This is a genomic window from Pectobacterium polaris, from assembly GCF_002307355.1.
In the GTDB taxonomy this organism is placed as follows: domain Bacteria; phylum Pseudomonadota; class Gammaproteobacteria; order Enterobacterales; family Enterobacteriaceae; genus Pectobacterium; species Pectobacterium polare.
This window is the reverse complement of record NZ_CP017481.1, coordinates 4070562-4085319: the sequence shown is the minus strand read 5'-3', so window position 1 is coordinate 4085319 and position 14758 is coordinate 4070562. Positions and strand designations below refer to the sequence as shown.

The following is a 14758-nucleotide window of genomic DNA, read 5'->3' as shown; positions in this document are numbered from 1 at the left end:
GCGCTGCGTAGGAATACTGTTATCAAAGTATATCTTCAGTCACTGAAGCAGCAGGCCATGGCAATGTTTGAATATTGATGCGCCCCTTACATCAGTATTTAGATGATTAATGTCACCTGTTTTTAGCACACCAGATTCTCTGGCGTAATGAACGATGCTATCGCTTTACATTGAAGTTATATATTGTCATGGAATGGATTCATGCACCCATCAATTCGGAAGAAACAGCTCCTAAGCCGTTATCTGAAAGACTTCAAACACAGACAAACCAACTGTTCCCAGTGTGATAAAGAGCTCGACCGCGTTTCACTGGTATTTCGCAATCAGCTTATCAATAAAAAATCGATCGGCAGCATCGACAGGCTTATCGATGATGACATCTGGTCCGGTCTGCAACAGGAATTAATCCCACTTTGCCGCTTTTGTAGCGAAATATTATGCAATACCACTGCTAGCTATTTCGATATTAAAGCTTTCACACAGTATCTGATTGAGCAGACTGAAGTCCGTCATAGCACGATGCGCGAATATGTCATTCGTCTTAGACGCCTGGATGAGCTGCTGGCCGCCAATAATTACCCTGCAGAAACCTTTTCTCGGCACCGTGATGGAGTGCAGCAGCGCGTATGTGATTACCTTCCCGGCATTGAGCAAAATATTTACCGCAGCGCCTTACGAAAATACGATCAATATCTGGACTGGCAGCGGCATTTCTGACGTGCATCATGCGTCGTTTTCAGGCTGACATTGCCAAACCATGGGATACTGACTATAGGTAAATGTTATGACAGTGTAAAAAATGCTTGCATTGCAGAGGCAAATTATTGCACTGTCATACTACTGAAATCATTCGGCACTAATTTTTAGGCAATGGTTAGCAGTAGTTCTACGATGCGATCAATCATTATTCAGTGGAATAGTCGTTGTCACAGTGAGGAACGCGAATGGTAATGTCCTTTTCTGGACTTTGTAGTCGATGCCAAGATTCTACGCCGCTGACTCGCCGATGCGAGGGATGTTCCTCCCACTTATTTTCAACACTGCGCCATTCTCTCTTTACCCAAACTCTCCGTTTATTTTCTTTTTCTATCCATGAATGCTCGGCCCGTTTTTCACTCCGTTCGTGGATGAATCATGCGTATTCTCTGTCCGCTATTGGCTTAATAAGGAAGCCTAACCTCGTTAGTGAGTTAAACGTCACGCGCTGTAGAACAGTGCGGTAAGTGAAACAAACTGTAAGGTGCCACTATGGGAAGACAAAAAGCAGTGATCAAAGCTCGTCGTGAAGCCAAACGCGTTATCCGTCGTGACTCGCGTAGCCATCGTCAGCGTGAGGAAGAATCGGTCACTTCTCTGGTACAGATGGGCGGGATTGAAGCAATCGGAATGGCGCGCGAAAATCGTGATAATTCCGTTATTCAAGCACGTACCGTTGCCCAGGAACATTACTTGTCTGCGATAGAAAACAAACAGTTGATTTTTGCCACAGGTGAAGCTGGCTGCGGTAAAACGTATCTGAGCGCTGCGAAAGCGGCGGAGGCACTAATCCATAAAGAGGTTGAGCGTATTATTGTTACGCGGCCAGTATTACAGGCCGACGAGGATCTTGGCTTTTTACCCGGAGATATTACAGCGAAATTTGCGCCTTATTTCCGCCCGGTTTACGACATACTTTTGCGTCGGCTGGGGGCCTCTTTCATGCAGTACTGTTTGCGGCCGGAAATCGCCAAAGTAGAAATTGCGCCATTTGCGTATATGCGCGGACGGACATTTGAAAATGCGGTTGTGATTCTGGATGAGGCGCAAAACGTGACAGTGAACCAAATGAAAATGTTCCTGACGCGTTTGGGCGAAAATGTCACGGTTATCGTGAATGGTGATATCACGCAGTGCGATTTGCCATCTGGGGTTAAATCCGGCCTGCGCGACGCACTGGAGCGTTTTGTAGAGGATGACATGATTGGCGTGGTCTCTTTCGGTAAAGAGGACTGCGTGCGCTCGGCGCTGTGCCAGCGTACGCTCCATGCCTATGGCTGATGTCTGTGTAGCATGGGGATAAAAGTTCCTGTGATATCACAATAAAAAAACGCCCCTGATTTGTATCAGGGGCGTTTTCTTTTATATGGCGGTGAGGAAGGGATTCGAACCCTTGATACGTTTTCACGTATACACACTTTCCAGGCGTGCTCCTTCAGCCTCTCGGACACCTCACCGGGGGTTGCCTACAAGGGGCAACGGGGCGCTACTATAGGGAGTCGCTTAGCTTCGGTCAAGCAGTATTTAGCGCAAACGGTGCGTATGGCTAAGCATTGAACGGTAACGGATAGTCGGCGTAACTGGGTCGTTAAAATGTAGACAAACTGCATGGGGAATTGGCATAAAAAAACCACAGACCGCAATGGCCTGTGGTTTTTTTCAGCTATTGACGATTATGCCAGCAGCGTTTTGATGTAGCTGGTCAGTGCTTCGTCTTTGCTGTTAGCGAAGAAGTATTCCTGGAATTTAGGACCAGCAATCGCACCTTTAACCAGATCCTGATCGAGGCCTTTCAGGATGGTGATCAGATCGTTGTAGGTCACTGCTTTTACAGCATCCAGGATTTTCTTGTTACGTTGTTGAGGAGCAACGCGATCGCTCGGATAGCCTCGGCCGCCTTCTTCTTTGAACAGCTGGGTAAACAGGTTTTCCAGGTTCAGTTCAGCGCCCCAGCCAAAGCCTTTAGCGTAAGGAACGGATACAGCGTTACCGTTGTTGATCTGAGAGAACAGGTAAGCATCAGATGGGTCAACAACCAGACCGCAGATTACGCCTGGGAAAGAGTTACAAGCCAGCATTGCGCCCTGGCCAGTACCGCAACCGGTCACAACGAAATCAGCCGCGCCAGAGTTCAGCAGGATAGCTGCCAGAATACCGTTCTGGATGTAGGTCAGCTGCGCTGCATCTTCAACGGCGTATTGGCCGTAGTTGTGTACAGTGTGTCCCAACGGTGCAACCGCTTTGGTCAGAGACTCGGCGATGATGGCGTTTTTGGCAGCTTGGCTGTTCTCGTTAATCAATGCAATTTTCATGTTCGTTCCTTTTCTGTGACGGACAAATACATTTTTTAAAACTGTATTTCAATTTGTTGTGTGCAGTATACCGTTTCAAAAATAAAGCGCAAATCGTGGAAGCAAAGAATGCGGCACAGCCCATAGATTCAGGAAAAATACGATGCAAGAAAAAGAGAGAATAAAAGCATAACATATTGAAAATGGCGCTGTATTTCAGCGCCATAGGGGAGGGGATTATGCGTCAGGGAAGGTCAGCGTATTGCCCGGTGCCTCTCGATTAAGATGAAGAAAATTCAGGTGTCGTTCGTACTGATCCAAAATGTCGTTAATCACCTGTTCTTTGCTGTAATCCATCAGGTCATTCCCCTGACTTCCTTCTAACAGGAAGGTTTCAAGGCGGTAATAATCTGATTTACCCGAGCGGGCGCGGTAGGTAAACGCCGGGACGCTATAGCGCTGTGGCCAAATTTGGTAAAGAAAGTTCTGTTCATCACCCAAATCAACCAACAGTTCTAGATGATTCAAGCGCTCATCTTCGACAGGCGGCAAGTCGTTGACTTCAACGCTGGCACCGCGCAGGCGCAGTTCGCGCGCGACGTCATCCATGGCTGCTTTACAAACGTTATCCAGCATTTTTTGCGTATGGGTTGTACCGGGGAAATTCATTACACGTGAGATGCGTTGCTTCCAGTTCAGACGATCGTCGCCTGATATTGGCATCGGGGCTGATGTTTGTAAGGAGCTGGCTTTACGGTAATCCTCAACCCGCAGTGATTTGTACAATCCCGCCATAATAAAGAACATCACAAAGCTAAACGGTAATCCCATAATGACGGTGGTGTTCTGTAAGGCTGACACACCGTTTGTCATCAGCATGCCCAACGTCAGCAGGCCAATGGCGACTGACCAGAAAATTCGCAGCCAGTTTGGCGCATCATTGTTGATGTCGCCAAGACGAGAGGTGAAGTTGCCCAGCACCAGCGAGCCGGAATCGGCAGAGGTGACATAAAACAGTAAGCCGGTGATGGTCGCGACAGAGGCGCTCAGGCTGAAGCCGGGGTACTGTGCCAGCAGGCTGTAGAATCCGCGCTCTGGGTGCTGCATGACTTCATTGGCAAAATCCAGATTACCGTGGAGCACCTGATAAAGTGCGCTGTTGCCAAAAATGGAGAGCCACAGCAGCGTAAAGACAAACGGAATGATCAACGTGCCGACGACGAACTGTCGAATCGTTCTACCGCGTGAAATACGCGCCAGAAACAGCCCGACAAACGGTGCCCATGCGACCCACCATGCCCAGAAGAACAGCGTCCAGCTATTCATCCACTCGGTTGGGCGATCGAACGCAAAGCTGTTGAGCGTCATGCCTGTAAAGCGATTGATGTAATCCCCGACGTTAAGCACCAACGCGTTTAGCAGAAACTCGGTATCACCCCAGAAAAGCAGAAAGAGAATCAAGCCCAGTGCGAGCAGGACGTTAAGCTCGGAGAGGAAACGAATGCCGCGATTGACCCCGGACGTCACGGAAACGGTCGCCATGACGACGGAAAGCAGGATGAGCGAGGCCTGAACGGTGAGATTCTCTGGGATCTGGAACAGGACTTTCAGCCCATAGTTAAGCTGAACGACGCCAATGCCCAGCGTGGTCGCAATACCGAAGATGGTTCCGAGTACGGCCGCGATATCAACGCTGTGGCCAATTGGGCCATTAATACGTTTACCAAAGATAGGGTACAGAGCGGAGCGAATCGTCAGCGGCAGATTATACCGGTAGCTGAAGTAGCCTAGAGCAATGCCCATCAGCGCGTACATTGACCAACCCGTTAACCCGTAGTGAAACAGCGTCCAGACCATGGCCTGCCGTGCCGCTTCTATCGTCTGGCCCTGTCCTTCCGGTGGCATCATGTATTGCGTGATCGGTTCCGCAACGGAAAAGAACATTAAATCGATACCAATCCCCGCCGCAAACAGCATGGCTGCCCAACTCATCAGGCTAAATTCAGGTTTCGACTGTTCTGGCCCGAGCTTGATCGATCCAAATCGAGATGACGCAATGAAGATGACGAAAACGATGTAAAGCGTGGCGGCTAGCAGGTAGTACCAACCAAATGTGGCAGAAACCCAGTTAAGCGCGTGGGTAATCCAGGCATTCGCTTCTTGGTTAAACAACATGGTCATCAGCGAGAAGGTCAGGATGAGTCCCGCTGATGTGTAGAACACGACAGGATTCAGGCGATCCTGTTGGGTGGTCGTTTCTGATGCTGGCATGGTTATCCCTTGCGTGACGTGAACAGATACTCTGATTCCTCTCTCCACGAAGCGCGCTTAGCGCATATAAAGAATATGGCGCAGGACATCCGCTGAGTACGCTTTCCGTTGAAGAAGGTTGTCAGAACAAAAAAGAAATTATTCTTTTTAAGGCGGAGTTATCGTCTGAGCTCACACCATTTTTCATGATAATTGATACGAATTTTTAACCTTTCAGCAATAAAAGATATTCATTTTTTATTGAACGTTCAATCAAAAAAAAGTTTAATAGGACAAATCGGAGCATGAATCACCGTCGTTTACCGTGATTCATCAGGCAAAAATGAAGGGAAGAAAATGAAGAGGAAGTGCGGTGCCTAAAGTCGGAATGCAGCCTATCAGACGGCAGCAACTCATCGAAGCGACGCTGGCCGCGATTAACGATGTGGGGATGCATGATGCCTCAATCGTACAGATTGCCCGACGTGCGGGAGTGTCGAATGGGATCATCAGTCATTACTTCCGCGATAAAAATGGCTTACTGGAAGCGACGATGCGCTATCTGATTAGTCATCTGGGGCTGGCGGTAAAATCAAGGTTGCTGAACCTGACAGAAAATACGCCTCGCGCACGTTTGCGGGCGATTGTTCAGGGGAATTTTGATGATAGCCAGACGAATAGCGCGGCGATGAAAACTTGGCTGGCGTTTTGGGCCAGTAGCCTGCATTCCCCCATGCTCCATCGGCTACAGCAGGTTAACGATCGGCGACTTTACTCCAACCTGTGTGTCGAGTTCAGCCACTGTTTGCCGAAGGATAGCGCGCGTGTTGCAGCAAAAGGGCTGGCAGGTCTGATCGATGGGCTGTGGCTGCGTGGTGCGCTAAGCCATGAGGCCTTCAACCGCGAAGAAGCACTGAGCATTACCTACGACTATATCGAACAGCAGCTCGTCCGCACGTAACCCTTCCTTATCATTTTTGCCTTTTCTGCCCGGACGTGCGTTCGGGCTGCCATCAGACAGGAGAATTTATGTCTCACTACGGTTTACAACAGCTTTATATCAACGGCGCTTATGTCGATAGCACGGGTGACGATACGTTTGAGGCGATTAACCCCGCGAATGGCGACATCATTGCTCACATTCAGTCGGCCACTGCTGCTGATGTTGACCGTGCGGTCAGTGCAGCAACCGCAGGGCAGAAAGTATGGGCGGCGATGACGGCGATGGAGCGTTCGCGCATTTTACGCCGCGCCGTGGATATCCTGCGTGAGCGTAACGATGAACTCGCTTTGCTTGAAACGCACGATACCGGCAAGCCGCTCTCAGAAACCCGAACCGTCGATATCGTGACTGGTGCGGATGTTCTGGAGTACTACGCAGGGCTGATTCCTATGCTGGAAGGTCAGCAGATCCCGCTGCGTGATACTTCATTCGCCTACACCCGTCGTGAACCACTTGGCGTGGTCGCGGGTATCGGTGCCTGGAACTACCCCATTCAGATCGCATTGTGGAAATCCGCCCCTGCGCTGGCGGCAGGTAATGCAATGATCTTCAAACCCAGTGAAGTCACGTCGCTCACCGCGCTAAAACTGGCGGAAATCTATACCGAGGCTGGGCTACCGGCTGGCGTATTCAACGTGCTGACAGGAACGGGGAAATCCGTTGGTCAGGCACTAACCACGCATCCAGGTATTGCCAAAGTCTCTTTCACCGGTGGGATCGCCAGCGGGAAAACGGTAATGGCCAATGCCGCGGGCTCGACCCTGAAAGACGTCACGATGGAACTGGGCGGAAAATCGCCACTGATCATTTTTGCTGATGCCGATCTGGATAAGGCGGCGGATATCGCCATGATGGCGAATTTCTTCAGCTCAGGTCAGGTGTGTACTAACGGGACACGCGTCTTCATTCCGCAGGCATTGCAGGCGCAGTTTGAGGAAAAAATTCTGGCGCGTGTTCAGCGTATCCGGATTGGTGACCCGACTGACGAGCAGGTGAATTTTGGTCCGCTGGTCAGCTTCCCGCACAGAGAATCCGTACTGCGTTACATCGAAAGCGGGAAGCGTGAAGGTGCTCGCGTGCTGGTGGGCGGCGAACCGATGGCTGACGAGAAGTATGCGCAAGGCGCGTTCGTTGCCCCGACGGTGTTCACCGATTGCCGGGATGATATGAAGATTGTGCGCGAGGAAATCTTTGGCCCGGTCATGAGCATTCTGACATATCAGAATGAGGATGAGGTTATCCGCCGTGCTAATGATAGCGAGTATGGGCTGGCGGCTGGCATCGTGACCAGCGATCTGAATCGGGCACATCGGGTTATTCATCAGCTTGAGGCCGGGATTTGCTGGATCAACACCTGGGGTGAGTCTCCGGCTGAAATGCCTGTGGGCGGCTACAAACATTCGGGTGTCGGACGTGAAAACGGCATCACAACATTGGAACACTATACGCAAATTAAATCGATACAGGTTGAACTGGGTGAATTCCGCTCGGTATTTTAAACGAAGGGGAGAAAGCCTAATGGAATATGATTACATCATTATCGGCGCTGGTTCTGCCGGCAACGTGCTGGCAACGCGTTTAACAGAAGAAAGCGACGTAAGCGTGCTGCTGCTTGAGGCTGGTGGCCCGGACTATCGGCTGGATTTTCGCACGCAAATGCCTGCGGCATTGGCTTTCCCATTGCAGGGGAAGCGCTATAACTGGGCTTATGAAACCGACCCAGAACCTCACATGAATAATCGCCGTATGGAATGTGGTCGCGGCAAAGGGCTGGGTGGTTCATCGCTGATTAACGGCATGTGCTACATCCGTGGCAATGCGATGGATTTTGATAACTGGGCGACCATGCCGGGTCTGGAAGACTGGAGTTACCTTGACTGCCTGCCGTATTTCCGTAAAGCGGAAGCGCGGGATGTGGGATCGAATGACTACCATGGCGCAAGCGGTCCTGTTTCAGTGACAACGCCGAAGATGGGAAACAACGAACTGTTTCACGCGATGGTTGAGGCGGGCGTACAGGCGGGTTATCCGCGTACGGACGATCTTAACGGCTATCAGCAGGAAGGCTTTGGGCCGATGGACAGAACCGTCACGCCGAAGGGACGTCGCGCCAGTACCGCGAGAGGTTATTTGGATCAGGCAAAAAGCCGTAAGAATCTGACCATCGTGACGCATGCCTTAACCGACAAGATTCTCTTCGACGGAAAACGTGCCATTGGCGTGGCTTACTTTAAAGGGGAAAGTGCGCAGACGGCGAAGGCTCGCCGTGAGGTGCTGCTGTGTGCAGGTGCCATTGCTTCGCCGCAAATCCTGCAACGTTCCGGCGTGGGACCGAAAGACTTGCTTCAGCGTCTTGATATTCCCGTGGTGCACGATTTGCCCGGCGTCGGTGAGAACTTGCAGGACCATCTGGAAATGTATTTGCAGTATGCCTGCAAAGAGCCAGTATCGCTGTATCCGGCGTTGCAGTGGTTTAACCAGCCAAAAATCGGCGCGGAATGGTTGTTCAACGGCACTGGTGTTGGGGCTAGCAACCAGTTCGAAGCGGGGGGGTTTATTCGTAGTCGGGATGAGTTCACCTGGCCGAATATTCAGTACCACTTCTTGCCCGTCGCGATTAATTACAACGGCAGTAATGCGGTGAAAGAGCACGGATTTCAGGCGCACGTCGGCTCCATGCGCTCACTCAGCCGGGGGCGTGTACAGGTGCGATCCAAAGACGCCCGTGAGCACCCGAGCATCTTGTTCAACTATATGTCGACGGAGCAGGATTGGCAGGAATTTCGCGATGCGATCCGCATTACGCGTGAAATTATGGCGCAGCCAGCGCTGGATAAATACCGTGGGCGAGAGATCAGCCCCGGCCTGGAAGTTCAGACTGATGAGGAACTGGACGAGTTTATCCGCAATCACGCCGAGACGGCATTCCATCCCTCCTGTTCCTGTAAGATGGGTGAGGATGAGATGGCGGTGGTTGATGGGCAAGGCCGAGTTCATGGTATGGAAGGGCTACGCGTAGTGGATGCCTCCATCATGCCGCAAATTATTACCGGTAATCTGAACGCGACAACCATCATGATTGCCGAGAAAATTGCTGACCGAATCCGCCGGCGTCAGGCGCTGCCGCGCAGCAAAGCACGCTACTATGTTTCCGGCAATACCCCAGTGAGAAAAGCACCGCTGAAGCCAGCTTCGTAATGTTTCCTACATAGTAAGATGGAGCGCCAGATGGACCGTAGAGAAAGCGCGGTCCATACTTTTCATTGCTATACACAATCTGACAAACAAACACCTTCTGCACCATTACTATGAGTGACATCGCCATCAGTGATGTCACTTTTCCTTGAGGAATGAAAATGAATAATTGGCTGCAACAGATTCAGGGCTTATTAGGTTCCGTTAGCAAGCAGGGGAATCAGCATCAAGGGGGAAAAAACGGCAATTTGGGCGACATGCTGAAGCCTGCTGCGCTGGGTGGTTTGGCGGGTGTGTTGTTATCGAATAAATCCACGCGGAAAATCATGGGTTCATTGGGTAAAAATGCGTTGATCATTGGCGGTAGTGCAGCGGCGGGTGTGGTGTTGTGGAACCAGTATAAAAAACGCGTTCGCGACACACATCAGGACGATCCACAGTTTGGTACCCAGTCCTCAGCTGACAATATCCGCGCCCGTCGCCTGATTCAGGCTCTGGTTTTTGCTGCCAAGAGTGACGGCCATATTGATGCAACCGAGAAACAGCGTATTGATGAAAATATTCAGCAACTGCAACTGGGCAGTGAAGCTCACCGCTGGGTACAGGAAGCCATAGAACAACCGCTTGACCCGATTTTGCTGGCGAAAGATGTGAAGAATGAGGAAGAGGCGCTTGAGGTTTACTTCCTGAGCTGCGCGGTCATTGATGTCGATCACTTCATGGAGAAAAGCTATCTGGATGCGCTAGCGACTGAATTGAAGATACCGCAAGACGTACGGCAGTCGATCACCAATGAACTGAAAAGTCCATCATGATAGGGCGAGTGATTTAGGCTGTGGTGAGAGAATATCGGATAAATAAATGGATAACGCGGGCGAAAAGGTTTTCGCCCGCAGTGCTATCTGCTGCTTAGAAAGCGCTGGTGTCTTTGAACAGACCCACTTTCAGTTCGTCAGCGGTATAGATTTGGTGACCGTCAACCCACACTTCACCATCAGCAATACCCATCACCAAGCGGCGATTGATCACGCGTTTGAAGTGAATGCGATAAGTCACTTTTTTCGCTGTCGGCAGCACTTGTCCGGTGAATTTAACTTCACCTACGCCGAGCGCGCGGCCTTTGCCTTCGCCGCCCAGCCAGCCCAGATAAAATCCGACTAATTGCCACATCGCATCCAGACCGAGACAACCTGGCATCACCGGATCGCCGATGAAATGGCAACCGAAGAACCACAGGTCAGGCGTGATATCCAATTCGGCTTCCACATAGCCTTTGCCATACTTACCGCCGTCTTCCGTCATTTTAACGACGCGGTCCATCATTAGCATGTTAGGGGCAGGTAACTGAGGGCCTTGCGGGCCGAACAGTTCACCACGACTGGAGGCAAGGAGGTCTTCTTTTGTATAGGATTCGCGTTTATCTACCATGGTCTCTGTAAGCCTTGTTTTAATGAAGCACGCAGGTTAGCGTACACCTGTACGCTGGGCAAGTCTGTTGCGTCTGGTTGAACCAGTTGGTTTAACGGAAAAACCAAGGGAAACGTCTACGCTCTTGCGGTGAAATCTGTCCAATTCGCTCACGAATGGCGGACAACAGGTTTGGCTGCTGTTCATCGTCATAAGCGAAATTGGTCAATAATGACACCGCTTCCGGCGCAGTTTCTACCGGGAACAAATGGAATTTCCCTTCGCGTACCGCTTCAACGACATCTTCCTGTAAACAGAGATGGCGTAAATTAGCCGCAGGTAAAATCACGCCCTGCGTTCCCGTCAATCCACGACGCTGGCAGACTTCAAAGAAACCTTCGATTTTCTCATTCACGCCGCCAATCGGCTGCACATGACCAAATTGATCGACGGAACCGGTCACGGCGAACTGCTGATTGATCGGCCGCAAGGAGAGGGCGCTAATCAGCGCACATAGCTCTGCCAATGAGGCACTGTCACCGTCAACTTCGCTGTACGATTGTTCGAAGACCATAGACGCTGAGAAGGGAAGCTGTTGATCAAGTTCCAGTTCCGTAATCAGAAACGCCTGCATGATCATCATACCCTTGGCGTGCAAATTGCCAGCCAGTTCGGCTTTGCGCTCAACGTCGGTGAATTCACCGTCGCCAGCGTGAACTACGCAGCTGATACGCGTCGGCTCGCCAAAGGCAACGGGGTAGCCAGGGAATTCCAATACGGAAAGTCCATTAATCTGGCCGACAACTTCGCCTTCCGTTTCGATCAGGATCTGGCCTAATTCTATTTCATCCTGCATGCGCTCGCGGAGGTAGCCTTCACGCCATTGGCGGGCAGCAACGGCGTCAACCAGCGCCTGCTCCGTGATCTGACCATCTCTGGCGTACAGAGACGCATATTTTAACTGGCCGATTAGCCAGCGCGGACATAATGGCAAATTGCCCTGATCGCCGCTGTAGCGCACTGCAATGTTGACCAATGCAGGCCAGGCATCTGCGTCCAGCAGCGGTAGTTGATTTTCGCTGCACAGTGCATTGATGTAGGTACACCAGCGCGCCATATCATCCGTTTCAATCAGCTGCAATTGCGCTTCGAACTCGCCGTAAATAGCGTGTTCGCCTAATTCCGGTTCCATATCATGAATATCTGCCAGACTTTCGCGGTCACCGAGAATAATTAGGCGAATATCAAGCGGCATCGGTGGCACATCAACAGGAAGCGGCTTGCGCTCGTCTGGTGACTGCCAACGATAGATGCCTTCAGCCATAATCTGCTTCAGACGCAGCCACATCAGAGGCTGAGCCAGCAGTGCTCTGGCTGACAGGATCAACGTACCGCCATTAACCTGATGAATCAGCCCTGGGTGCAGCGTGATTTCATCGTGAAAACTGCGTACGCAGCCGAAGAGCTGTTCAGATTCAATCCATTCCTGATAGCCACAGAGCTGCTGTGCGGCAAAGTTGTCCGCAGGCTGTGTGGCGGGTTCGACCCGAATATGACGACCCTCAATGATATATTTACTGCCATGTATCGCCCCGGAGTCTGGCCTGATGGCGCTCAGCGCACGGGCGATCAATGCCATATATTCATCATTCTCTTGCGCTTTCAACAGCATAAAGCGCGAAGGAGATCGAGGGTGGCAAAAGAGCGTCAGGCTGTCTGCCAGACGCGACTGAATAGCGGAGAATTCAGCAGGAGCAAGTTGAGCTGCCTGAGTGAATAGCGTTTGATAAGGCGTATTATTAGGCAGTAAATGCTGCCATGAGAGTCGGTTACTGGTCAAAGTATCAATGTAATCGTCTGAAGGAAAAGCGTGATTATACAAGAATAATGCGCACTTCGCATAAGGAGAGTCATCTCTCCGTCATCTTTCATATATTGAGGCTTAGACTGCGTTTGGTTAATCGTCTTAAAAGCTGTCAGAAAGCCGCCAGAAAGCGGTCAAAATCAGGGAAAACTGTTATGCTGAAAGTCACGTTACGCGGTCACTGAAGAATTTAATATGAAATATCAACAACTAGAAAATCTTGAGTGCGGGTGGAAATGGAAATACCTGGTGAAGAAGCATCGGGAGGGAGAAGAAATTACGCGTTTTCTTGAGCAAAGCGCTGCGGATGACGCGGTACAGGCATTGCTTAAAATGGAAAATCAGCCGGTTAAAGTGCTGGAGTGGATTGCGCAATGCATGAATCCCACCTTAGAAAACCGGATGAAGCAAACGATTCGTGCACGGCGTAAACGTCATTTCAACGCAGAGCACCAGCATACACGCAAGAAATCGATCGATCTGGAATATCTGGTCTGGCAGCGCCTTGCTGCTCTCGCTCAAAGACGCGGAGTGACCTTATCAGAAACGATTGTGCAGTTAATCGAAGACGCTGAGCACAAAGAAAAATATGCCAGCCAGATGTCGCTGCTTAAACAGGATCTTAAAGCTATTCTGAATAAAGACGAAACGTGATTGGTTTTTTGTCATTTATCGCGCTGATAAACACGCAAAAAAAAACCTCGCAGGAGCGAGGTTTTTTTTTCGTTAATAACTTAAGCCTGAGGCTGAGTTACAACGTCTTTGATGCCTTTAACTTCGATCTCTACGCGACGATCCGGTGCCAGGCAATCGATCAGCGCAGCACGAGGTTTCACGTTGTCACAGGTAGAACCCGTAACTGGTTGAGATTTACCCAGACCACGAGCAGAGACTTTGTTCGCAGGGATACCTTTAGAAACCAGGTAATCAACTACGCTCTGTGCACGTTTTTCAGACAGGCCTTGGTTGTATTGCTCTGAACCTAAACGGTCAGTGAAGCCCAGAACAACAACGGAACCGTCTTTCGGATCCAGAGAGCTCAGCTGGGTGTACAGTTGATCCAGTGATTGCTGGCCTTCTGGTTTCAGCGTTGCTTTGTTGAAGTTGAACAGGACATCAGATTTCAGTGTGAAACGCTTGGTTTCAACAACTGGAGCTGGAGCTGGGGTCGGAGCCGGAGCAACAACTGGTGCTACGCGGTCATCCTGGCCGAAACGGTAAGACAGGCCAACGCTCATCAGCAGGTTGTCTGGACGGGCACCAACGGTACCAGCATCACCAATGTTGCTTACCCATTGGTAGTCAACACGAGTAGCCCAGTTTTTGTCGATAGCGTATTCAACACCAACTGCAGCCAGCGGGGAAACGCCAGTGTCGTCGTTGTTGATGTCGCCGCCACCGATAGCCGCGTGGCTGTCAGCGCGCCATACCATACCGCCCAGACGAGTATAAACGTCCAGATCAGGCATAACAGGGTAGCTCAGTTTGGCAGCCAGTTGGATGCCCTGTGCTTTGAAGCTTGCGCTGTCTGCTGCGTTAGCAGTAGAACCTGCATACTTCATGCGGCCCAGCCAATCGTAGCCCATTTCAAAGCCCAGGTACGGGTTGGCTTGATAACCAACAAATGCACCAGCGCCTAACTTGCTTTTGATCGGGTTATTGTTGATACCGGTGTAACCATTGCCGTAGAAACCAGTATCGTGGAATTGAGACACACCCAGTTTACCACCGGTGTACCAGGTATTGTCTTTAGGAGCTGCTTGCGCGACGGTCGCGAAGCTAGCCAGTGCCACTGCAACTGCGATAGCTGTTTTTTTCATTTTACGCCTCATTATCATCCAAATCGGCAATTAACCCGGAGGGCTAATAAACCTTTGGTTAAAATCCTTTGGTCGGAGACTTTGCCCTTATTTATGACTCACTGTCAGTCAACTGACGTTATAAAAGAGCAACTCCAGCGAGTTAAAGTCTACAACGTGATGAGAAAGTTAC

General features: G+C 50.6%; 12 protein-coding genes and 1 tRNA gene. 7 read left to right on the top strand and 6 right to left on the bottom strand.

The genetic code is table 11. The features are described 5' to 3' along the window. Nucleotides 1-201: 201 nt before the first annotated feature. Together fliZ and phoH are read left to right on the top strand one after the other, a co-directional pair. Nucleotides 202-717 carry a flagella biosynthesis regulatory protein FliZ gene (gene fliZ / locus BJJ97_RS18365; protein WP_010306119.1) on the top strand — a complete coding sequence of 172 codons (516 nt, stop codon included), beginning with the start codon at nt 202-204 and terminating at the stop codon, nt 715-717. Nucleotides 718-1248: 531 nt separating this feature from the next. Then, nucleotides 1249-2037 (top strand): phosphate starvation-inducible protein PhoH, encoded by a 789-nt coding sequence (phoH, locus tag BJJ97_RS18360; RefSeq protein WP_095699912.1) that lies wholly within the window; start codon nt 1249-1251, stop codon nt 2035-2037. 86 nt (nt 2038-2123) lie between these two features. Here the strand turns inward: phoH and BJJ97_RS18355 are convergent. From BJJ97_RS18355 to BJJ97_RS18345, 3 genes are all read right to left on the bottom strand, one after another. Beyond that, nucleotides 2124-2213, bottom strand: a tRNA-Ser gene (locus tag BJJ97_RS18355). 216 nt (nt 2214-2429) lie between these two features. Then, on the bottom strand, nt 2430-3068 hold the full coding sequence (locus BJJ97_RS18350; RefSeq protein WP_010287191.1) for an RpiB/LacA/LacB family sugar-phosphate isomerase: 639 nt from the start codon (nt 3066-3068) through the stop codon (nt 2430-2432). A 216-nt stretch (nt 3069-3284) separates the two neighbouring features. Then, nucleotides 3285-5318 (bottom strand): choline transporter, encoded by a 2034-nt coding sequence (locus tag BJJ97_RS18345; RefSeq protein WP_095994888.1) that lies wholly within the window; start codon nt 5316-5318, stop codon nt 3285-3287. 352 nt (nt 5319-5670) lie between these two features. Between BJJ97_RS18345 and betI the strand changes: the two genes are divergently transcribed. The 4 genes from betI (at nt 5671) to BJJ97_RS18325 (ending at nt 10310) form a co-directional block, all read left to right on the top strand. Next, on the top strand, nt 5671-6258 hold the full coding sequence (betI, locus tag BJJ97_RS18340; protein ID WP_095994887.1) for a transcriptional regulator BetI: 588 nt from the start codon (nt 5671-5673) through the stop codon (nt 6256-6258). 68 nt (nt 6259-6326) lie between these two features. Continuing rightward, a complete protein-coding gene (gene betB / locus BJJ97_RS18335; RefSeq protein ID WP_095994886.1) occupies nt 6327-7799 on the top strand; it encodes a betaine-aldehyde dehydrogenase in 1473 nt (490 codons plus the stop codon). 19 nt (nt 7800-7818) lie between these two features. Continuing rightward, nucleotides 7819-9498, top strand: coding sequence for a choline dehydrogenase (gene betA / locus BJJ97_RS18330; RefSeq protein ID WP_095994885.1), 1680 nt, complete (start codon nt 7819-7821; stop codon nt 9496-9498). A gap of 158 nt (nt 9499-9656) precedes the next feature. Further along, on the top strand, nt 9657-10310 hold the full coding sequence (locus BJJ97_RS18325) for a tellurite resistance TerB family protein (RefSeq protein WP_095994884.1): 654 nt from the start codon (nt 9657-9659) through the stop codon (nt 10308-10310). A 94-nt stretch (nt 10311-10404) separates the two neighbouring features. Here the strand turns inward: BJJ97_RS18325 and fabA are convergent, their stop codons facing one another. Together fabA and BJJ97_RS18315 are read right to left on the bottom strand one after the other, a co-directional pair. Next, nucleotides 10405-10923 (bottom strand): bifunctional 3-hydroxydecanoyl-ACP dehydratase/trans-2-decenoyl-ACP isomerase, encoded by a 519-nt coding sequence (fabA, locus tag BJJ97_RS18320; RefSeq protein ID WP_039480199.1) that lies wholly within the window; start codon nt 10921-10923, stop codon nt 10405-10407. 91 nt (nt 10924-11014) lie between these two features. After that, nucleotides 11015-12784 (bottom strand): AAA family ATPase, encoded by a 1770-nt coding sequence (locus BJJ97_RS18315; RefSeq protein WP_095699906.1) that lies wholly within the window; start codon nt 12782-12784, stop codon nt 11015-11017. 177 nt (nt 12785-12961) lie between these two features. Here BJJ97_RS18315 and matP point away from each other — a divergent pair, with 177 nt between their 5' ends. After that, nucleotides 12962-13420: a macrodomain Ter protein MatP gene (matP, locus tag BJJ97_RS18310; protein ID WP_039471498.1), complete on the top strand. Its 459-nt coding sequence runs from the start codon at nt 12962-12964 to the stop codon at nt 13418-13420. 80 nt (nt 13421-13500) lie between these two features. Here the strand turns inward: matP and ompA are convergent, their stop codons facing one another. Further along, entirely contained in the window at nt 13501-14586 is a 1086-nt protein-coding gene (gene ompA, locus BJJ97_RS18305) for a porin OmpA (RefSeq protein WP_095994883.1), read from the bottom strand. Nucleotides 14587-14758: the final 172 nt, after the last annotated feature.